This is a genomic window from Paenibacillus sp. R-74696, from assembly GCF_055814915.1.
On record NZ_JBPULM010000013.1, the window covers coordinates 39,552 to 59,708 of the forward strand.

A 20,157-nucleotide genomic window follows, 5' to 3' on the forward strand; every position below is an offset into this window, starting at 1 on the left:
CATGGGGATTTTTGCTGTACACGCTTGGTGCGCGCGTTTAGCCATGCGAAAAGCGCTGGCGGTATTGGCGCGGCGAGAGCCCCTCATAACGCGAGAAGCAGGAGGTGAAATAGGCAGGCTGATTAAAGCCAACCTCCTCGGCAATGCGGGCGACCGCAAGGTCGGTTTGAAGCAGAAGCAGCTTCGCCTGTTCCAAGCGGAAGCGCATTAAATAATCGAAGGGCGCGCAGCCGAACTCTTTTTGCATGCATCTGGCAATGTAGACGGAATGGAAGTTAACCGCCTCGCTTAGCTCCTGCGCCGTTATGTTATCGCGGTAGTGCTCACGCAAATACGAGGCGGCTTGCTCGGCACATTGCGCGGAGGGAGAAGGTCCGGCAACCTCTAGGGAGGCAGACAGCTGTTCCATAATTTCTTGAAAAGCGAGCTGCTGCTTCCATTTGACGCCGGAAATATGATCATTCGTATTCAACTGCACGAGCTGCCGCAGCAGGCTGTCCATACGCGAAGGCTGGAGCAGCCTCGCAAATTGCGGGAGTTGTTTTGTAAAGGTTGGCATCGTGTAAAAGTTATTGTTTTGTATACGCTCGAGGCTGCTGCCGCCAGGCTGTTGATCGGCGAGCCTTTCTGAAACACTCCATGCTCCGGTCGTCTGAAAATGTATCCAGTAGTAAGCCGTGGTTTCTTGGCAGGCCTTCGTCGCGTAATGGTAGGCATCAGGCCGCAAAATGAGCGCATGACCACCACGCACCTCATATTCCCGCTCTTCTTCCCCGATATAAAGGCAGCCCTTATTCACGACGAGCAGGTCGAACACGCCAATATTTCTTCTGCTCGGGTGTTTTCGTCCTGCCGGGGCGATGGAAAGACCGCCTATAATATAATGGGGAAGCGGGGGAATCGTCAAATGAATCATCGTCATACGGCCGTGCCTCCTCCTTGCCTTGAAGTTTGTATTTTAATAGTTTCGGTTTTGAAAATGATACATCATGCTCAGTATAGCATCTATAATTTGAGAAGACGAATGACACTAGAGCAACGGATGAGCGAGTAAGGCTGGCTCCAGAGGGAGATAGGAAAATGGCAGTAACGAACAAAAAATTATCGTTGTGGCTGCTGGCATGGCCGATTTTTATTGAGTTATTTTTACAATTTTTGCTTGGCGCGGCAGACACGCTGATGGTAAGCCGGATATCCGATCAGGCAGTTGCCGTTGTCGGCTTCTCCAATCAGCTGTTTCAGGCGCTCACGACGCTGTTTATTACAGTGGCCAGCGGGGCAGGCATACTCATTGCCCAAAAGCTGGGATCACGCAAAAACGAGGAGGCCCGGACGATTGCGATAATGGCGGTCAGTGTGAGCGGCATTATCGGGATTGGGCTGAGCGTCGTACTATATACGATGCCAGGGCAAATCGCTTCGCTGCTCAAGCTGCCGGAGCATTTGATGCCGCTTGCTGAAACTTATATTTCCATCGTAGGCGGGGGCATGGTGCTCATTTCCTTGATGGCAGCGCTTAGCACGGCGATTCGCAACACCGGCAATACGAAGGGACCGATGTATACAGCCATAGGCATGAACATTATACATGTCGTTCTCAACTATGCGTTTATTTTTGGCGCCTTCGGCTTCCCGGAATGGGGGCTGAAAGGGGTAGCGATATCGACGGTCATCTGTCGTTTGCTTGCCGTCACGGTGCTGTTTGTTATGTTTATGCATGCTTTTGAACGTACGATTCGGGTTCGTGATCTTGCAAATTTCAGCCGCAAGCTGTTTGGCGATGTGCTGCGAATCGGTTGGCCGCTTGGCGTCAATATGTCCTGCTGGGTATTTACACAGCTGCTTATTTATACGTTTTTGGCGATGCTCGGCACGACCGAGCTCGCGGCTCGGACGTATTTAAATACACTGGAATCGTTTTGCTTCATGCTGGGGTATTCCATTGCTTTGGCGGTGCAAATTCAAATTGCTCATTTGTTTGGAGCCGGCCGAATGAAAGAAGCGTATGGCATAGCGTATCGCGCCATGTGGATCGGGCTTGCCATCGTTACGGTCAATGCCACGCTTATCTTCCTATTCGGCAAGCAGCTGCTCGGATTATTTACGGTTAATCGCGAAATTATAGCGCTCGGCGTCTCGCTGCTAGGCCTCAACCTCATTTTGCAGCCAGGAAAAATGGTCAATATGGCGATGGGGAATGCGCTAAATGCAGTCGGTGACACAAGGTTTACGATGTGGAGCTCGCTAATCTCCATGTGGCTCATTGCAACGGCGCTCGCCTACTGGGTCGGCATCGAGCTTGGCTGGGGGCTGCTCGGCATTTATGCTTGCATGATTTTGGATGAGTACATTCGGGGTGCGCTAGCTCTATTTCGCTGGCGGGGGCGGAAATTTCTGCTCAAAGCCGAGCTGCAGAATGAACTGGAGCAAAAGGCTGTACAAGGCACGCTAGCCCCGGGCTCGGGTGCCCTTGCTAAGTGAAGATCGGTTTAAAACGTTGGAGCGATGCTTGAGGTTTTTGCATCAATAAAACAAGGAATAGCAGCTATGCGCTAAGCGTGTAGCTGTTTTTTTATGCTTGAGAACAAGAGCTGCGAAAGGGGCATCATCCTTCGTAAAAGTGATTTGGAAGTCTAATTGTATGTCAGATAAAATAACTTAAACATGAAGAGGAAAGCGAGTCAAAACGAAGATGAGGCATTAGAATCATCTTTGGACTGAATAAATATGTCACAAAAACAATTTTTTTGTCGAATATAATAGAAAAAGAAAAAGTTGTGTTAGATATATTGACATGAGATAAATTGCCAATCTATAATGAACCTGCGAACGTTCCCTCTGAACGAACGATTCATACATAATTTCTCTTAACGTTCGGTTTTAGATATCTCTTATACAAATAATGCTTAACTTAGGGGAGTGGAGAAATGAAAAACAGAAATTTCATTCAAGCGGGGATTATTGTATTGCTTATTAGCCTAATTGTATCGGCATGCGGGGGAAATAAAGAGACAGCCTCAACAACACCTTCTGACGCGGCGGGGGAAAGTAATGGGGCCGCTTCGTCAGATGGCATTAAAGTAGGCATTCTTCACTCGCTTAGCGGTACGATGGCAATTAGCGAAGTGTCAGTAAGAGATGCAGAGCTGATGGCCATTGAAGAAATTAATGCGGCAGGCGGCGTGCTGGGCAAGCAAATTGTTCCGGTCGTTGAAGATGGAGCGTCGGATTGGCCGACCTTTGCTGAGAAAGCCCGCAAGCTGATTTCCGAGGATAAGGTGGCGACAGTGTTCGGGGGATGGACCTCCTCAAGCCGTAAGGCAATGAAGCCGGTATTCGAGGAATTGAATGGCTTGCTCTGGTATCCGGTGCAATATGAGGGGCTGGAGGCATCGCCAAACATTTTCTATACGGGAGCAACGACCAACCAGCAGATTGTGCCGGCTGTAGACTGGCTGCTCGAAAATCGCGGCAAAAAAATGTATCTGCTCGGCTCCGATTATGTATTTCCGCGCACGGCTAATCTGATTATTAAAGAGCAGCTCAAGGCTAAGGGCGGCGAGCTGGTAGGCGAGGAATATACGCCGCTTGGACATACGGATTACAGTACCATTATTAGCAAAATCAAAGAAGCGAAGCCGGACATCGTATTTAATACGCTGAATGGCGACAGCAACGTCGCTTTCTTCAAGCAGTTGAAGGATGCAGGTATTTCCGCCCAGGATTTGACGACATTGTCGGTATCGGTAGCGGAGGAGGAAATCCGCGGCATTGGGGTAGATGTGCTGGAAGGGCATTTGGCGGCATGGAACTACTATCAGACGACAGATACCCCGGCCAATGCGGCTTTTGTAGCCAATTATAAGAAGAAATACGGGGAGGATCGAGTGACGGCTGACCCTATTGAGGCTGGATACACAGCGGTGTATTTGTGGAAGGCGGCCGTAGAGAAGGCGGGCTCCACTGATGTTGCCAAAGTAAAGGAAGCGGCGAAGGAGCTGGAGTGGGATGCGCCGGAAGGCAAGGTGCGCATTGACGGAGAGACGCAGCATATTTACAAAACGGTAAGGATTGGCGAGGTTCAGGCGGACGGACAGTTCAAGGAGCTGTGGAATTCTGGCGAAGCGGTGAAGCCAGACCCTTATTTGAAAAGCTATGAATGGGCAGCAAGCATCCAGCCATCCGAGTAGAAAGCTTAGGCGCATGCTTTCGGAATGCTTGTGGGCATGAAATGGCTACCTATCGCAGCAGCGGTATAATGGCGATGGCGCAAGCCATCGCAGGAGGTGAAGAGCGGGATGGACGTATTTATATTGCAGCTGTTCAATGGCATTAGCGTAAGCTCGATTTTGCTGCTGATTGCACTGGGGCTGGCGATTACATTTGGCTTAATGAAGGTCATTAATATGGCCCATGGCGAGCTGATTATGATTGGCGCTTATTCCACCTATTTGACGCAAAATCTGTTTCACGCCTATATGCCGGGCTTCTGGTTCAACTGGTACTTTGTTCTATCGATTCCAGCGAGCTTCCTGATTGCATTTTTGTTTGGACTTCTGCTTGAAGTCAGCCTGATTCGCCATCTGTATGGCAGGCCGCTTGACAGCTTGCTTGCAACCTGGGGCGTCGGCCTTGTGCTTCAGCAGCTGGCACGGTCCATTTTCGGCGCTCCCAATGTGGCGGTGACCAGCCCCTCTTGGCTAAATGGTGGCATGCGCATATTGAACGATGTCGTGCTTCCATACAAAAGGCTGTTCATCGTCGGCTTGGTCGCGGCCTGTCTGATCGCCATGTACTTCTATATTTACCGCAGCCTTGAAGGTCGGCGCATGCGTGCCGTTATGCAAAATCGCGATATGGCGGCATGCCTCGGCGTATCAACCCGTCGCGTAGACGCAATGACCTTTGCGATTGGCTCAGGCATTGCAGGAATTGCGGGCTGTGCTCTAACGCTGTTGGGGCCGATTGGGCCCTCTCTGGGCACCTATTATATTGTTGATGCATTCATGGTTGTCGTGCTTGGGGGTGTCGGCAAGCTGGTTGGTACAGTGCTTGGCGCGCTCGGCATCGGCGTGTTTAATACGATGTTTGAATATTGGACGAATGCTTCGCTCGGCAAGGTGCTGGTGTTTCTGTGTATCGTAGCATTCCTGCAATGGCGTCCTTCCGGGTTTGTGGCAATGCGCACACGCTCGCTTGATTAATAGAGAAAGGGGTGACGGGTGTGAAAATAGAGCAGCGAAGGTTATCACCCCAGCGTTTGTGGATTTTGGCAGGTTATGCAGCTGCGGCCGTGGCGTTGTTCTCGGCTCCGATGTTTTTAAGTGATTTTCGCCTCAACCTGCTGGCAAAATTTCTTGCTTTTGCTATTGTGGCGCTGGGGCTGGACTTAATTTGGGGCTACACGGGCATTCTTAGTCTCGGCCATGGCATTTTCTTCGGGATCGGTGCTTATGCGATGGCGATGTACTTGAAGCTGGAGGCAAGCGGCGGGAAGCTGCCGGATTTTATGGGCTGGAGCGGGCTCAAGGAGCTGCCGCTGTTCTGGCAGCCGTTCAGCAGCTTTGGCTTTGCGGTAGCTATGGGTATTGTCATGCCCGCGCTGCTGGCGCTATTTCTCGGGTTTTTCACCTTTCGCAATCGCATTCGCGGTGTATATTTCACGATTTTGACGCAGGCGTTGGTCATTATTACGACGACGCTGCTCGTCGGACAGCAGGCTTTTACAGGCGGGACGAACGGCGTAACGGGGTTTAGCAAAATATTAGGCGCTTCGCTCGCCTCCCCTGATACGAAGCGAATTTTATATTTTGTCACGGTGCTGGTGTTGATTGCGGTTTTTGTAGCATGCCGTTATGTCGTTGGCAGCCGCTTCGGCAAGGTGCTCCGCGCCATTCGCGACGGAGAAAATCGCGTGCGCTTCATCGGTTACAACCCTGCGATGTATCAAATGGCTATTTTCACTTTATCTGCCGCGTTTGCGGGTATCGCGGGCATGCTGTTTGTGCTCCATGTTGGCATTATTTCGCCTTCCATGATGGGCATCGTGCCCTCCATTGAAATGGTGCTGTGGGTGGCCATTGGCGGGCGCGGCACATTAATTGGAGCGGCGCTGGGCGCTGTATTGCTCAATTGGGCAAAAAGCGAATTCAGCACCTCCTATCCCGAGGGCTGGACCTATTTTCTCGGTGCAATGTTTGTCATCGTTGTAGTATTCCTGCCGAATGGCTTAACGGGACTGCTTGGCAAAATCAAGCTCGGCAAAAAACGGAGGGTGACGAAAAATGAGCCAACCATCGAGTATCCTGCAATGTAATGACGTGACGGTGGAATTTGACGGCTTTAAAGCGATTCAGGGCATGAGCCTCAACTTGGCAAAAGGGGAGCTGCGCTTCCTGATCGGTCCGAACGGCGCGGGCAAAACGACGATGCTGGATGTCATTTGCGGCAAAGTCCGGCCATCAACGGGGCAGGTCACATTCAATGGCGATATTGATATTACGCGAAAAAAAGAGCATCAAATTGCCGAGCTGGGCATCGGGCGCAAGTTCCAGGCTCCTTCGATTTTCCCCTCCATGACCGTGCTGGAAAATCTGGAGATCGCACTGCGTCAGCGGCGGGGCGTGTTCGCTACGCTGTTTGCTAGGGTGCAGGCAGAAGAACAGAAGCGGATGAGACGGCAGCTGGAGATGATCGGGCTGTCTGATCAAGAGGATAGCCGTGCAGGCGGGCTGTCGCATGGCGAGAAGCAGTGGCTGGAAATCGGCATGATGCTGCTGCAGGAGCCGGATATTTTGCTGCTCGATGAGCCGGTGGCTGGGATGACCGATAAGGAGACGGATAAGACGGGGGAGCTGCTTCAGGAAATTGCTCGGGAACGCTCCGTCGTCGTCGTCGAGCATGATATGGAGTTTGTGCGCAGCTTTGCGAGCAAGGTGACGGTCATGCATGAAGGCAAGCTGCTCAAGGAAGGCACGATGGAGGATGTGCAGCGGGATGACCGTGTAGCCGAAGTGTATTTGGGGAAAAGGCGGGATGAGGATGCTAGCCGTTCGACAGCTTGAGGCCGGATACGGGGAAAGCATTATTTTGCGCGATGTATCCTTAAAGGTGGAGCCGGGTCAGGTTGTATGCCTGCTCGGTCGTAACGGCGTCGGGAAAACGACGTTGATGAAAAGCATTATGGGGCTGCTCAAAGCGCGGCATGGTACGGTGGCTTATAAAGGCGTGGATCTGACGAAGCGCGCACCGGGCAGAAGGGCGAAGAGCGGCATGGGATACGTGCCGCAGGGAAGAGAGATTTTCGGACAGCTCACGGTATACGAAAATATTTTGATCGGCTTGGAGGCCGCGCCGCGGGAGGGGCGAGGGCGTGGACAGGCGAATATGATCCCGCCCGCGGCCATTGCGAAATTTCCGGTGCTGCCGGAAATGTATGCGCGGCGCGGCGGCGACCTCAGCGGCGGACAGCAGCAGCAGCTTGCTTTCGCCAGAGCGCTCGCTTCACAGCCATCTCTGCTGCTGCTCGATGAGCCTTGCGAGGGCATTCAGCCCTCCATCGTGGATGATATCCGCGAGGTCATTCGTTCCATTAAGGCGGATGGCCAGACGGCGATCCTGCTCGTTGAGCAAAGCCTCGATTTTGTAAAAAGCGTAGGCGATTATTTTTATATTTTGGAAAAGGGCGCTGTCGCTTGGGAAGGAACACTCGCGCAGTTGAGCAACGACGTGATCAAGAAATATTTGACGGTATAATACCACGATTCATCTCATACCTCGATTTTGACAGCCCCGCCTCAAAGCAGATAATAAGGGATAAAAGAGAAAAAGGCCTACTTCTCTAAAGGTGCAAGCTGCTTTTTAGAGAGGTAAGCCTTTTTCTGTATTCTTATGATGATTGTCGTTGTCTATCCTGTCTGTGTCCTACGTCTTCGTCTTGCGATAATGCTTCCACAATATAATAATGAATAATGGAATGGCAACGGCATTGGTAGTGTGGGCAATCGGTATATCGCCAAGAGGTGATAAGGATTTGCTTAAAATGCTTAAGAGTAATAATACAATCGCTCCAATAATGGCCGAGCCCGGAATAATGATTCGGTAATCATTGCCGCACCATTTGCTGAGCAGGGCAGATGCTATCAGGCCTATACAAGCTACTGGGCCGACAAGCCAAACGGCAAGACCGGTCATAAGAATAACGACTGCGGCGGATAGGCCATATACAGCAGCTCCGGCTGCTCTTTCTCCATAAAAATGCTTAGAAATAAAGAAAGATAGCCCTACAGCAGCGACCAAGGCGACAATAATGAGTGAAGCTAAGGCGTAAGAGCTTTTTCCTGTAATGTATACACCGCTTACTGCTGTTAATACTGCACTGATATCGTAACGGTCATTGGCGTATAGGCGAACAAGCAAAATAGCGAAATGGGCAGCTGTTCCAAGGAATGCTCCGGCAAAAATAAACTGCATCGAGGATGGCGGGATTTTGAGGAAGCGCGTCATCCCATACATGATGATACAGCCAGTCAAACAGCCGGCGATACTGAGAGCAGCCGTGACGACGGGAATAGAAGTGGAAGCCTCTTCACTAAAAATAAACGGCCAAGCTAAAAATAGAGCAAGACTCGACATTTCGGTGAGCCCAAAAGTCGTGGGCGCAGCCAAGCGATTACGCATGAGGCCTTGAAGAATAGCTGCGGAAGCGGCGAGGCCAGCTCCTGCTAATGTCAGGGCTACTGCACTTGGAAGGCGATATTCGCTCATTATCATAAATGCTTTTGAATCCCAGTCTTTATGAATGAGGGCATCGGCGAAATCGCTGAGGCCAACACCGATAAAGCCCGTGGCTAAATGCCAAGCAAAACAAGCAATCACCAAAATAGGCCCTAAAATAAACAAGGCAGACACAAACAGCGGATTCGCTTTCGTACGTGTAGTCATGAATCATTAGTCCTTCCTGAAAAAATCTATTTTCCTTTATATCGGAAATATAGAGGGAATATTACACCCGGACTGTTCATCACCTTAGTATGGCGAACGCTGGAAAATCTATTTTTTAATTAAGAAACGGCGATTGTGGTCTTTAAGAATATTTCTATATTATTTATAGAATAATTCACATATTTGTTATCCTGCGTGAGCCGGCTGACCATAATACCTCCTTCAAGGGAGGAGAATATAAAGGAGGCGGTTGATTCTAGATCGCAATCGGCCCGAAATTCGCCTCTGGCTATGCCCAGCTTCAAAATCTCCTGTAACATGACAAGCGAACCTTCAAAAGCGGCAATTGTATGCCCGCGAAGAGCAGGTAAAGCGTGATCGCTTTCGACTGCACTAATAATAAACGGGCAGCCGCCCTTTAGTGGAGTATTGTTGACCGTATCGCTGTAAATATGGCAAAGCGCCATGAGTTTGCCTAGTGCTGTATCTGCACTCCCCATGGCCATCTCAAAATGCTCTTGCAGCACCTCTCCCGCATAGGCAAAAGCTTCAAGAGCAATTTCATCCTTGCTGCTAAAGCTTCGATAGATGCCGCCTTTCGTTACGCCAGTTGCGTCTATAATATCCTGGATCGATGACCCCGTAATTCCCTTCTGATTAAAAAGCTCCGCCGATTTCATAATAATATGACGGCGTGTTTTTTCTCCTTTACGCATGGGCGGTCAATCTCCTCTCTATGCTTACAGCTCTCGTTTCATGGTTGTCTAAGTATTGTAACATTTTGCAGATGAAACAAATAAGCGAATGAGCTACAATAAAAATACCGAACGGTTCGGTTTTTAAAAGAAGGAGAAATGGCTCATGAAGTCTCTATCAAGCAGGTACTTATATTTCTTAATGGTTGCCGCAGCAGTGATTTACATCGGTTACGTCGTTTATCAAAATTTCTTCTATGATCCACAGGCAACCGCCTTCTTGGAGCATAAAACGAAACGGCCGACCAATGTGGCCGCCTGGCTGATTGTCATGTATGTGCATATTGTGTTCGCAAGCCTTGCGATGGTATCCGGGGCAGTCAATTTTTCAGGAAAAGTATTAGCCCGCTTCAGAAAGCTTCACCGGGTCAATGGCTATGTGTATTTGATTGCCATTCTTGTTGTCGTCCTTAGCTCAGGCTATATGGCCCCTTATACGACAGGTGGGAAAATCAACAGCATTCCCTTCAATATAATCAATATGGCATGGTCAGCGATGACAATTGCGGCAATCGTTCAAGTTAGAAAGAAGCAGGTGGTCAAGCATCGCAAATGGATGGTAAGAAGCTATGTTTTCTGCTTTACAAACCTGTTCATTCATAGCCTCACATTTGTTTCGCAGCAAGGATTTGGCTTTGATTACGTCACCAGCTATACGATCGGCGTCTATGGATCTATTGTCTTGAACCTCCTAATTGCAGAGTTGGTTATTCAATTTATTTATAGACGTAGGCCTGCCTAATGCCCGAGCCATTGCCGCAGTAACTGGGCAGTTTGCTCTGGGTGGGAGATCGGAAAATGATGCCCGTAAGGAAGGCTACCCATGTGGAAATGGCGGTAGCGATCATGCAGCTGATAATTCCGTTCCTGCTCTCCCCATAAAATATGAACCTTCTTCTCATCCCACTGTTCCGGCGCTAGCTGAAAGCTTTGCGGACGCGTCAACTCGCGTAATAGCTCGGCAAGTGTCTTCCTTACCCGCGGTGAGCGCAGCTCATCTTGGACATAACGGGTATATTCGGCTGGAATTTGTGCCTCTGATTCGAAGCAGCTTTGCTTAATCAGCGACCTGATTAGTGCGGCCTCACTCATGCGAGAGAGAGCCATTTCCGTAAGCCAACGCTGCTTATACATGGATGGTGCCGGATGAAAAACGGGCTGCAGCAGTCCAAGCGCTTGAATTCGTTCTGGCAGACGCTCCATGACTTTGGCGGCAAGGAGGGCTCCATAAGAATGCCCGATTAAGGTAACGGGAGTGTCCATTGCTGCAATGGCTTCTATAAGGCTCTCCAAGTGGCCATCAATTACATTGGACTTATGGTGATAGGGGCTTCTGCCTAGCCCAGGAAGGTCGGGGAGCCAGACGTTGGCATTCTGAAAATGATTGGCTAGAGGAATCAGGCAATCCGCTCCGCTAAAGGTGCCAGGTATGAACAAAATCGGATTTCCGCTTTTGTTGTTATTGTGCAATGCAGTCATATTGCCTAGCTTGCCCTGATTGAAGCCCTTATGCACCGTCACTGAATGCGAGAGGCGAAAATCGAGGTCAGCGATTGTATGGCGCAAAGCAGACGGCGTCACCGTGTAGTCCAGCGCATATTTTTGTTGAATATAGCGGGCGGATTCGAGCGAATAAGAATCGTCTACGACAAAGCTCAGTGATTCCTGGGGAATACCCAGTTTGCCGCCCAGTGGGCTTCCGAGCACTTTGGATAAGACGCCAAGCGGTAGAGAGCCGACGGGCTTGGCTACGCGAAGCTCCTTGGCCATCGTTGTAATCAGCTGCATCATATTAGGGCTGTCTTCCTTCGCTTGCAACAAATAATACGTTTGGCTGATAGGTTGCTCTTCTTGGGCAAGTGCGGCGAGAAAGGCGGCGGCGTGATCAAGGTGGAACAGGGGCAGCCAATATTTTTCGCCTCCCGGCACAAGGGCCATCAGTTTTCTGCGTGCAGCATCAACGAGAACGCCGAGACCACCGAGCTGCTCTGTCTCTCCTGTTGCGGAATCGCCGATGACGACGCCGGGGTGGACGACGGACAGGGGATAGCCTTGTTCGGCGCTTTGCTCCCGCAAGTGAAGGTCGGCGAGGAACTTGGCCTGCTCATAAGGCGGCTCATGGCTTAAAGATGCAAGGGCCTGCTCTTTCTGCGATAGATCCTCATTGCGGAATGGGCTTTTAAAGCCGACCAAGTGGATAAAATGGCGCAGCGTCGTCTCCGCATGAATCAGCGAGGCTATTTCAGCCATATGCTGCGAGGCTTGTAAAAACACCAGTTTGGCCTGTTCGTCGCTCAGTCTGATATCCATAGGGCCACCCGCATGAATAATGACCTCTGCTGTTTTCACCCGCGCCAAATCTTCTTTGCTCAAGCCCAATAAAGGCTGCGTCAAATCTCCGCATACCGGCGTGATGAACTCGTTATGCCGAAGGTTCAGCTTGTCCAAAAGCTGCTCATATTTGCTTAAAGAACGAACGAGAACGGTTACGTGCTGCTTGGTTTGTGCAAGGGCCTGTATGAATCGTTGTCCAATAAATCCTGTGCCGCCTGTAACAAATAAATGTGTCATAATCTTGCTCCTTCTATATAAATCATTTTGTAAGTTAAAAGGGGATTACCGTCTAAAAATTAGTACTTATTAGTACTAAAATGGTTAAAAAAATTACTTTAGCAAGGCTGCTAAAGCATGAAACGCATGTGTAACTGTATTCGGGTTCTGGCTGGCATGCTGCAAAAATAAAGCTCCCTCAATCGTAGACAGCATAAGTGCGGCGGTTGGTTCGACCGGCAAGTCGGGCTTGAGCTCTTTGCGCGATATTCCCTCGTGCAGCAATTGTTCAATAAAGGAAAGCTGGCTTTGGAAAAAGCGGCGGAACTGCTCGCGGAACGGTCCGTTCTCCAGCGGCGCCTGCGTATAGAGGGTCAGAAATGGGCAGCCGCCAAGGCAGCGCGCATCCTGCTCGGTCAATAGCCAGGCGAGCTTGTCCAGACGCTCAAGTACAGGTAGATTATTTTGCCTGCTGATGTGCTCGAACAAGCTTGCATATTGGTTGATCATCCGTTCAATAATGGCGGACAGCAGCTCTTCTTTGCTTTTGAAATAATAGTAGATATTCGTTTTGGACACTTTGCTGGCAGCTACGATGTCATCCATGCTCGTAACCAAATAACCTTTGCTCAAAAATAACTGTTGGGCCGTATGCAAGGCGACCTCGCGGTTGGATTGTTTTGTTTTCATATTAGTACTGTATAGGACTAAAATTAATTTGTCAATGATTGCAGATACGCAAATTGTTTTAATAGAGACTTCATACCGCCGTTAAATATATGTTAGTTATTATTACACAACTAGGTATAAAGTCACTTGTTCTATTTATACATGTGAGATAATATAACGCAATAGAGATTATAATATAGTTAAGTGGAGGGAACCAAGATGATGCTGTCTATTAAAAGGATGACTGTTTTTTCGCTTTCTGCCATTATCGCACTCGTAACATTTATTTCTCCTGTAGGAGCCGCTGAGGCTGCTATCCAGGCAATTACTTTCCCAGAGGTGCCTGCTTCCTTCCAAAAATCGAAGCTCCCTAACATTTTGGTTATTGGTACAGGCGGTACAATTGCTGGACAATCGACTGATGAGACAAGCTTTCAAACGTACCGTGCGGGTACGCTTTTAATTAAAGATATGGTGAAGAGCCTGCCGAATTTGGATAAGATGGCGGACGTTGAGACTGTGCAATTTGGCAATAAAGGCTCATCAGCTTATCTGATGGACGATCTGGCAAGCCTGTCGATGACAGTGGATGCAGCGTTGAAGAAATACGACGGTGTAGTCGTTACGACGGGTACGGATACGATGGAAGAGATCGGTTATTTCCTCGACCTTACGGTCCGCAGCTCGAAGCCAGTTGTTATTACAGGTTCTATGCGTCCATGGACGGTAATCGGAAGCGATGCTCCGGCGAACTTGTTCAATGCAATCAAGCTGGCGGCAAGCGGCAAGACGAAGAAATTCGGCACGGTGCTTATGCTGAATGATGAAATTCATGCTGTGCGTGAAGTGACGAAAACAAATGCACTTCGTCTCGACACTTTTGAATCGCCTGGATTTGGTCCACTCGGCTACATTGATGAATCAATCATTCAAATTTACCGTGTGCCGACAAGAGCGTTGAAAACCGACGCAGAGTGGGCGACGCCATTTGATCTGTCCAAGCTGCCGAAGGCGGGCTTCTCGAAGGTCGAAATTGCTTATTCGTATCAAGGTGCTGGCGGTGAGGCTATTAAAGGCTTCGTAGACGGCGGCGCAAAAGGGATTGTTACAGCGGGTACGGGAGCTGGCGGCATTTCCGCTGCAATGAGAGAAGAGCGTACGAAAGCGATTGAAAAAGGCGTTATTTTCGTAACGACGACAAGAACCGGATCGGGCAATATTTACGGCGGCAGCGAGGGGATTTTAGCAGGAGACAATTTGAACGCGGCTCATGCTCGTATCCTGCTTATGCTGACTCTGACGTACACAAGCGATTTCCCGACTATGCAAAAATGGTTCACAGTTTATGGTGCACTGGAAGTGCCTGAAGATACAGCGGTGAAAGCTGCTGCATAATAGAAAGCATTTTAGATGAAATTCACGTAAATTAATATGACATGAGTATTGACAGAGTGTTGGTTGCCCTACTATAATACAGATAAATGTAAGGTTATCTAACAAAAGATCATATAGTTCCTATGCTGGCTGTACACATCGGGAACGACAAGCTGTCTAGGGTTCCGTTGACAGGTCGCAAGCTTGCCTCGCGTCTTATCAAGTCTGGTCCAAGAGACGGCGTACGGCGAGTGTGCATCCATTGAGGGATGGCGGCAAGCGCTGTATAACACGGAAGGATAAAAGCCTGGGAGATCACAATCTCCCGGGCTTTTGTTTTTTTTAGAAATATAAAAATGTATGAGTTACACGCTTATACATGCTTATATTTCACCCGCGAAACGGTAGCTTTGCCGCCAGAGGATGGCGACAGCTGTTTACGCTTGGCCCAATCTCTGGTTATTCAGGAGTTGGAGCGATAAAGACAAGGGGTGGGACAATGAGACAGTCGTGGAAGGTTTGGCTCTTGGGGTTGCTTGTCGTGTCGATGTTTGTTGTTGTGGGTTGTGGCAGTTCAGGTGGCAAAGCGGGAGAAGGAGGAGCGGGTGAGCCGATTACAATTGCCCTGAGTCCGTGGCCGGGTTGGTATATGTGGTATGTAGCTGAGGAAAAAGGTTTTTTTGAAAAGCATGGAGTCAATGTAAAGCTGGAGTTTTTCCCGGTGTACAGCGACTCGCTGCAAGCTTTGGCAACGGGAAGGGTAGATGCAAACAGCCAGACGCTGAGCGATACGCTCGCTCCTTTTTCAAAGGGGATTCCGCTTAAAGCGGTTCTGGTCAACGATAACTCCTTCGGCGGCGATGCTATTGTCAGCAAACCGGAAATCCAGTCCATTCAAGATTTGAAGGGAAAAACGGTTGCGACGGAGCTTGGTACTGTCGATCATTTGCTGCTGCTGACTGCCTTGGCGCAAAATGGCATGAAGGAAGAAGATGTGAACTACGTCAATATGACTGTAAATGATGCGGGCCCAGCATTTATTTCTGGAAAGTCTGATGCTTCTGTCCTATGGGAACCGTTCCAGACAATTGCGGTGAAAGAAGGAAAGGGCAAGGTGTTGTTCTCCTCTAAAGATACGCCGGGACTTATACCGGATTTGCTTGTGTTTCGTGAGGAGGTTGTGCAGAAGCGTTCCGCTGAAGTGCAGAAGGTTGTGGATGCTTGGTTCGATGCGCTTGCGTATTATGAGGCCAATCAGGAAGAGGTACTGAAGCTGCTGGCGACCAAGGCGGAGACGACTCCGGAGGATCTCAAGCTGGGGTTTGATGGCATCAAGCTGTTCTCTCAAGCGGATAATCTTCACGCCTTCGAGAAGCGTGATGAATATACCTCGCTTGAATATACGGCGGGGCAGACGGCGGATTTCTTGCGCGGACTCGATATGGTCGGTGACATTGATGACGTGAGCGGACTGTTCGACGCGCAATTCGTCAAAAATACATCAGCAGGGAAGTGATGACGATGAAGGCAGTTCGGCGGCGGAAGCCGCATCGGATACAGATTTTTAAAGATATTGGCTCCCGGGCGTTTATGATTACGGCTAGCTGCTCTTTTCTGCTCCTTCTGCTGCTGTGGTCGCTGCTTAGCTATACGGAGGCTGTGAACCCTGTATTTTTGCCGAAGCCGCATGTCGTTCTTGCCACCTTTATAGAGCTGCTCGGCAGCTCTGATTATTGGAATCATATTGGCGTTAGCTTATTCCGCGTTATGTCAGGCTTCCTGTTGGCGTGTGCGCTAGGCATTCCTATCGGGATATTGGCTGGGACGTTCAAATTCGGCGAAGCGCTGATAGAGCCTCCGATGGAATTTATCCGCTACATGCCAGCGGTCGCTTTTATTCCGCTTATTATGGTATGGGCAGGGATTGGCGAGTGGGCCAAGGTATTGCTTATTTTTATCGGCTGTTTCTTCCAGCTCGTGCTGATGGTGGCTGACAATACGCGAAGGGTGTCGCAGGATTTGCTACAAGCTTCCTTCACGCTTGGGGCGGGGCGCTGGAAGGCAATCGAGACGGTGCTCATACCGGCGATCCAACCGCAATTAATGCATACGATGCGGCTTATTCTCGGCTGGGCGTGGACGTATCTAGTTGTGGCGGAGCTGGTTGCTGTCAACAGCGGGCTTGGATATGCCATCATGAAGGCGCAGCGATTTTTGAATACGGAGGAGATTTTTGTAGGTATTTTCGTTATTGGGCTGCTGGGCTTGATCAGCGATCGCATTTTTGCCTTTTTGAACCGCAGATTGTTCCCTTGGGTATAGGGTTTGAGGACTGAGGTTCCGTTATTGTGGCTTTTGATCCTATTTCGGGACTTAAGCGGACGGGAAATCCGTTATCACCCTAATAATCTCTCCAAAATGGCTTTTGGCAGCCATTAGCTGCTTCTGAGTCCGCTGCCTAGCCATAAGCCTTGATTCTGTTGAAATAGCTGCTGCTGTGTCCGCCGAGTATTTCTTTGTGCAGGGTGTGAACCCCTGAAACGAAGATTGCGATTCCTAGTTGAAAAAAAGAATATCAGTGCCTGCTATATACGAAGCTCGCAGTCCAAGAGGAAGAGTTCCTTGAGGGCTGTGGGCTTTTTTTAAAATATAGGAAAGTATATGATTTTTCCATCCTTTCTCTATATTCCACCCTCGAAACGATAGCTTTGCCGCCAGAGGACGGCTTCAGCCATTTACGCTTGTTTGCATATAAATGTAAAAAGTGATATCATAAATATATCAAATTAATACTAAAGGGGTGTTCTGACAGATGAAAGAGTTCAAAGCTTGGCATGTGAATGGATTTTTGGCATTGCTGGTTGGCGTATTGTCGCTTGTTGGGGGAATCATTCTGATTGTGTTTGGTGCATCGGGCGCACAGCCGGACTTCCTTTCGATTATTGCGGGTGCATTGCTGATTCTTGTTTTTATTATCGCTTCGTCCTCGCTGACGATTGTGCAGCCGAATGAAGCGAAGGTCATTACCTTTTTCGGAAAATATATCGGTACGGTAAGAACTGCAGGGCTGTGGATGACGCTTCCGCTGACGAACAAGCAGAAGGTATCGCTTAAAGTGCGCAACTTTAACAGTCATACGCTGAAGGTCAATGATGCCGACGGCAATCCGATTGAAATTGGGGCGGTTGTTGTTTTTAAAGTAACGGATACGTCCCGTGCGAGCTTCGATGTCGACAATTATGAGCGTTTCGTGGAAATCCAAAGCGAGACGGCTGTTCGCCACACGGCGGCACAGCACCCATATGATACGCATACGGATGAGAACGCGATGTCTCTGAGAGGCAATTCCGAGGAAGTGGCAGAAGAGCTGCTCAAGGAGCTGCAAAGCAGGCTTGCTGTTGCGGGAGTTGAAGTGATTGAGACGCGGCTGACGCATCTGGCCTATGCGCCGGAAATTGCTAGCGCGATGCTGCAAAGGCAGCAGGCGACAGCGATTGTGGCAGCTCGCCAGAAAATCGTTGAAGGCGCGGTTGGCATGGTGGATGCGGCATTGAAGCAATTGGAGGATAGTGGAATTGAGCTGGACGTGGAGCGGCGTGCGGCGATGGTCAACAATCTGATGGTGGCGATCGTATCGGATCGTTCTGCCACTCCGGTCATTAATACCGGGTCTTTGTACACGTAGGGAGCTGTCGATAATGGGAAAAGAAAAGAAAGCTTTTCCGCTCCGACTGAATCCTGACATTCACCGCGCTCTGGAGCAGTGGGCTAATGAGGAATTTCGCAGCGTCAATGGTCATATTGAGTTTTTGCTGCGCGAAGCGCTTAGCCGTTCAGGCAGGCTGCCGAAGCCGCGGCCAGCCGAGCCTCTGGAAAATGCCGGTGAGCCTAAGGAATAGAGAGAAGCAGATAAAGATCCTGATTATAGGTAAGAAACAAAGCCAAACAGCAGCTGCCGTCCAATGACGATGGAGCTGCTGTTTGGCTGATTTGCAATCATCTGAAGCTAAACTTGAAGCTGTTCAAAATTGGTTGGCTTCAAGTGATAGGAAAATCAAGAAGGTTACCATTTTGTTGAACCAAGAGGAGTTGTTAGACGCTTACTCAATGCCTTAGAGTAGGAATGCTAAGGTGTCTAAAATCGACGCCTCTTGTGTTATGTTATCTAACATAATTGTTGACAAACGATATTCAACAGTCATATAATCTATCTAACGTTAGGTTATATGACAATTAAATATGGGTTTCCGTTGCAAAATAAACTGGAAACAAATCGCTGTCTAGGGTTCCGTTAGCTGCTGATGGGGTATATCTCATCTGTTAATAGCTAAGTCTGGTCCGAGAGACGGCATGCAGTCGAATGCGAGTAATACTGGCGCGAATCGCTGTATAACACGGAAGGATAAAAGCCTGGGAGATCAAATCTCCCAGGCTTTTTTTATTTATATTTACACGGGGAGGCGAAAGAGGGAATGAGTGAAGAATGGAGCAAAACGATTGAAGCTGGAGGCAAGTGGTCAGGCGTTATTGGGCGGGGGAGGCTTGTTCGTTTAACCGCCCTTGAAGGTGGGGCGAATGTGTCTACCATGCTGTTCAGCGCTCGAGATTTGAATGAACGCTACAATATGCCAGATACACTCAAGGCGCAGCATACCTCACATCTAACGAAAGGGAATGTGCTGATGAGCGACAATGGACGTGCGATGATCAGTATTGTAGAGGATGGACTTGGCTGGCATGACCCGCTTGGCGGCTATACAAGCCGCGAACTGACGGATGAGCGCTATGGCGCGACGACTTATCAGGTGCTTCGAAACGGCTGGCTGCGAAGCGGGCAGGAAAATTTGGCGGTTGAGCTGGTGCGAAGCGGCATGGGTGTCAGGGATTTGATGCCGGTCATCAACTGGTTTTCCAAAATTAGCTGCGATGAGCAGGGTGATATGCATTATGCCGAAAATCATTGCCTGGCAGGTGCTAGTGTGACGCTTCGAACAGAAATGGATGTGCTGCTGGTGCTGTCGAATACGCCTAATCCGCTTGATGCTAGAACGATTTATCCTTCGGTACCGGTGCGGGTAGAAGTGTTCGAGGCTGAGAGAGTAGATCGAGAAAATGACTATTGTGTAAATTTTCGTGCGGAAAATCGCCGTGCGTTCGAAAATACGTGGGAATACAACCTTTTATGGGGAGGCGGAAGGTAATGGCGGCATTTAACTTGGTAGAAAGCCCGCGCAAGACGGCGGAAGCTGTGTACAGTAAAACAATTTTGGCCGGCGATGGCTGGATGCATGATTTGCTGCCTGGACAAGTGCTCAGAATTGTTGATCTCGAAGGAAATCAGGCGGCGGATACCCTATTTTACGATGCCGATCAGCCGGAAGATCATTATAGCGCCATAGCAACGATTGCAAGGCAAACCAATGTGTATTTAACGGCAGGCTCGGTGCTGCGGGCAGAGTCGGGCAAGCCGCTCGTAACGATCGTTGCCGATACATGCGGACGCCATGATACGATTGGTGGCTCCTGCTCTGCACAGAGCAACACAGTGAGATATGCCCATGAAAAGCTGCAAATGCACAACTGCCGCGATACGTTCATGCTCCAGCTGGCGAAACGGGAGGCTGGCTATACAAAGCGCGATTTGGCGCCTAACGTGAACTTTTTCATGAATGTGCCAGTGACAGCCGAGGGCGGCTTGCAGTTTGCGGACGGCGTATCCGCGCCTGGCTACTACGTAGAAATGCAATCGCATGGCAAGGTGACGGTGCTCATCAGCAACTGTCCACAGTTGAACAATCCTTGCAATGCCTATAACCCAACACCTGTGCAGGTACTAATCTGGAACGAATAAATGAATGCGAAGGAG

The 20,157-nt window shown here is 49.5% G+C and carries 20 protein-coding genes and 2 riboswitches; of the genes, 15 read left to right on the forward strand and 5 right to left on the reverse strand.

Features of this window, described 5'->3' with window-relative positions:
* Window positions 1–37: 37 nt before the first annotated feature.
* Window positions 38–922 carry an AraC family transcriptional regulator gene (locus tag ACSR9A_RS02385; protein ID WP_473755408.1) on the reverse strand — a complete coding sequence of 295 codons (885 nt, stop codon included), beginning with the start codon at window positions 920–922 and terminating at the stop codon, window positions 38–40.
* Window positions 923–1,080: 158 nt separating this feature from the next.
* On the opposite strand from ACSR9A_RS02385, the gene ACSR9A_RS02390 reads away from it, so the two are divergent.
* From ACSR9A_RS02390 to urtE, 6 genes are all read left to right on the forward strand, one after another.
* A complete protein-coding gene (locus ACSR9A_RS02390; RefSeq protein WP_473755409.1) occupies window positions 1,081–2,481 on the forward strand; it encodes an MATE family efflux transporter in 1,401 nt (466 codons plus the stop codon).
* Window positions 2,482–2,927: 446 nt separating this feature from the next.
* A complete protein-coding gene (gene urtA / locus ACSR9A_RS02395; RefSeq protein ID WP_473755410.1) occupies window positions 2,928–4,190 on the forward strand; it encodes an urea ABC transporter substrate-binding protein in 1,263 nt (420 codons plus the stop codon).
* A 108-nt stretch (window positions 4,191–4,298) separates the two neighbouring features.
* The gene (gene urtB / locus ACSR9A_RS02400; RefSeq protein WP_473755411.1) at window positions 4,299–5,204 is read left to right on the forward strand and encodes an urea ABC transporter permease subunit UrtB; all 906 of its coding nucleotides are present in this window, start codon (window positions 4,299–4,301) and stop codon (window positions 5,202–5,204) included.
* 110 nt (window positions 5,205–5,314) lie between these two features.
* Window positions 5,315–6,316 (forward strand): urea ABC transporter permease subunit UrtC, encoded by a 1,002-nt coding sequence (gene urtC / locus ACSR9A_RS02405; protein WP_473755468.1) that lies wholly within the window; start codon window positions 5,315–5,317, stop codon window positions 6,314–6,316.
* A complete protein-coding gene (urtD, locus tag ACSR9A_RS02410) occupies window positions 6,285–7,064 on the forward strand; it encodes an urea ABC transporter ATP-binding protein UrtD (RefSeq protein WP_473755413.1) in 780 nt (259 codons plus the stop codon). The genes urtC and urtD overlap by 32 nt, the downstream gene beginning before the upstream one ends.
* Window positions 7,042–7,755, forward strand: a complete 714-nt coding sequence (gene urtE / locus ACSR9A_RS02415) for an urea ABC transporter ATP-binding subunit UrtE (RefSeq protein WP_473755414.1) — start codon at window positions 7,042–7,044, stop codon at window positions 7,753–7,755. Before urtD ends, urtE begins: the two co-directional genes overlap by 23 nt.
* 168 nt (window positions 7,756–7,923) lie before the next feature.
* Here the strand turns inward: urtE and ACSR9A_RS02420 are convergent, their stop codons facing one another.
* Window positions 7,924–8,943, reverse strand: a complete 1,020-nt coding sequence (locus ACSR9A_RS02420; protein ID WP_473755415.1) for an iron chelate uptake ABC transporter family permease subunit — start codon at window positions 8,941–8,943, stop codon at window positions 7,924–7,926.
* A gap of 119 nt (window positions 8,944–9,062) precedes the next feature.
* On the reverse strand, window positions 9,063–9,659 hold the full coding sequence (locus ACSR9A_RS02425) for a TetR/AcrR family transcriptional regulator (protein WP_473755416.1): 597 nt from the start codon (window positions 9,657–9,659) through the stop codon (window positions 9,063–9,065).
* Between the two features lie 145 nt (window positions 9,660–9,804).
* On the opposite strand from ACSR9A_RS02425, the gene ACSR9A_RS02430 reads away from it, so the two are divergent.
* Window positions 9,805–10,440 carry a DUF2306 domain-containing protein gene (locus ACSR9A_RS02430; protein ID WP_473755418.1) on the forward strand — a complete coding sequence of 212 codons (636 nt, stop codon included), beginning with the start codon at window positions 9,805–9,807 and terminating at the stop codon, window positions 10,438–10,440.
* On the opposite strand, the gene ACSR9A_RS02435 is transcribed toward ACSR9A_RS02430, so the two are convergent.
* Window positions 10,437–12,269 carry an alpha/beta fold hydrolase gene (locus ACSR9A_RS02435; RefSeq protein WP_473755419.1) on the reverse strand — a complete coding sequence of 611 codons (1,833 nt, stop codon included), beginning with the start codon at window positions 12,267–12,269 and terminating at the stop codon, window positions 10,437–10,439. The genes ACSR9A_RS02430 and ACSR9A_RS02435 overlap by 4 nt on opposite strands.
* Window positions 12,270–12,362: 93 nt before the next feature.
* Window positions 12,363–12,938: a TetR/AcrR family transcriptional regulator gene (locus ACSR9A_RS02440; RefSeq protein ID WP_473755420.1), complete on the reverse strand. Its 576-nt coding sequence runs from the start codon at window positions 12,936–12,938 to the stop codon at window positions 12,363–12,365.
* A 198-nt stretch (window positions 12,939–13,136) separates the two neighbouring features.
* Here ACSR9A_RS02440 and ACSR9A_RS02445 point away from each other — a divergent pair, with 198 nt between their 5' ends.
* The 8 genes from ACSR9A_RS02445 to ACSR9A_RS02480 all read left to right on the forward strand — a co-directional run bounded on the left by ACSR9A_RS02445 (window position 13,137) and on the right by ACSR9A_RS02480 (window position 20,142).
* Window positions 13,137–14,312 carry an asparaginase gene (locus ACSR9A_RS02445; RefSeq protein ID WP_473755421.1) on the forward strand — a complete coding sequence of 392 codons (1,176 nt, stop codon included), beginning with the start codon at window positions 13,137–13,139 and terminating at the stop codon, window positions 14,310–14,312.
* A 145-nt stretch (window positions 14,313–14,457) separates the two neighbouring features.
* Window positions 14,458–14,607: riboswitch (guanidine-I (ykkC/yxkD leader) on the forward strand.
* Window positions 14,608–14,790: 183 nt separating this feature from the next.
* Window positions 14,791–15,807 (forward strand): ABC transporter substrate-binding protein, encoded by a 1,017-nt coding sequence (locus ACSR9A_RS02450; protein WP_473755423.1) that lies wholly within the window; start codon window positions 14,791–14,793, stop codon window positions 15,805–15,807.
* Between the two features lie 5 nt (window positions 15,808–15,812).
* The gene (locus ACSR9A_RS02455; protein WP_473755424.1) at window positions 15,813–16,613 is read left to right on the forward strand and encodes an ABC transporter permease; all 801 of its coding nucleotides are present in this window, start codon (window positions 15,813–15,815) and stop codon (window positions 16,611–16,613) included.
* Between the two features lie 490 nt (window positions 16,614–17,103).
* Window positions 17,104–17,976 (forward strand): SPFH domain-containing protein, encoded by an 873-nt coding sequence (locus ACSR9A_RS02460; RefSeq protein ID WP_473755426.1) that lies wholly within the window; start codon window positions 17,104–17,106, stop codon window positions 17,974–17,976.
* A gap of 13 nt (window positions 17,977–17,989) precedes the next feature.
* On the forward strand, window positions 17,990–18,190 hold the full coding sequence (locus tag ACSR9A_RS02465) for a type II toxin-antitoxin system antitoxin (protein ID WP_473755427.1): 201 nt from the start codon (window positions 17,990–17,992) through the stop codon (window positions 18,188–18,190).
* 82 nt (window positions 18,191–18,272) lie between these two features.
* Window positions 18,273–18,407: a hypothetical protein gene (locus ACSR9A_RS02470; RefSeq protein ID WP_473755428.1), complete on the forward strand. Its 135-nt coding sequence runs from the start codon at window positions 18,273–18,275 to the stop codon at window positions 18,405–18,407.
* Between the two features lie 153 nt (window positions 18,408–18,560).
* A riboswitch (guanidine-I (ykkC/yxkD leader) is annotated at window positions 18,561–18,710 on the forward strand.
* Window positions 18,711–18,763: 53 nt separating this feature from the next.
* Entirely contained in the window at window positions 18,764–19,492 is a 729-nt protein-coding gene (locus ACSR9A_RS02475; protein WP_473755429.1) for an urea amidolyase associated protein UAAP1, read from the forward strand.
* Window positions 19,492–20,142, forward strand: coding sequence for an urea amidolyase associated protein UAAP2 (locus tag ACSR9A_RS02480; protein ID WP_473755430.1), 651 nt, complete (start codon window positions 19,492–19,494; stop codon window positions 20,140–20,142). Before ACSR9A_RS02475 ends, ACSR9A_RS02480 begins: the two co-directional genes overlap by 1 nt.
* Window positions 20,143–20,157: the final 15 nt, after the last annotated feature.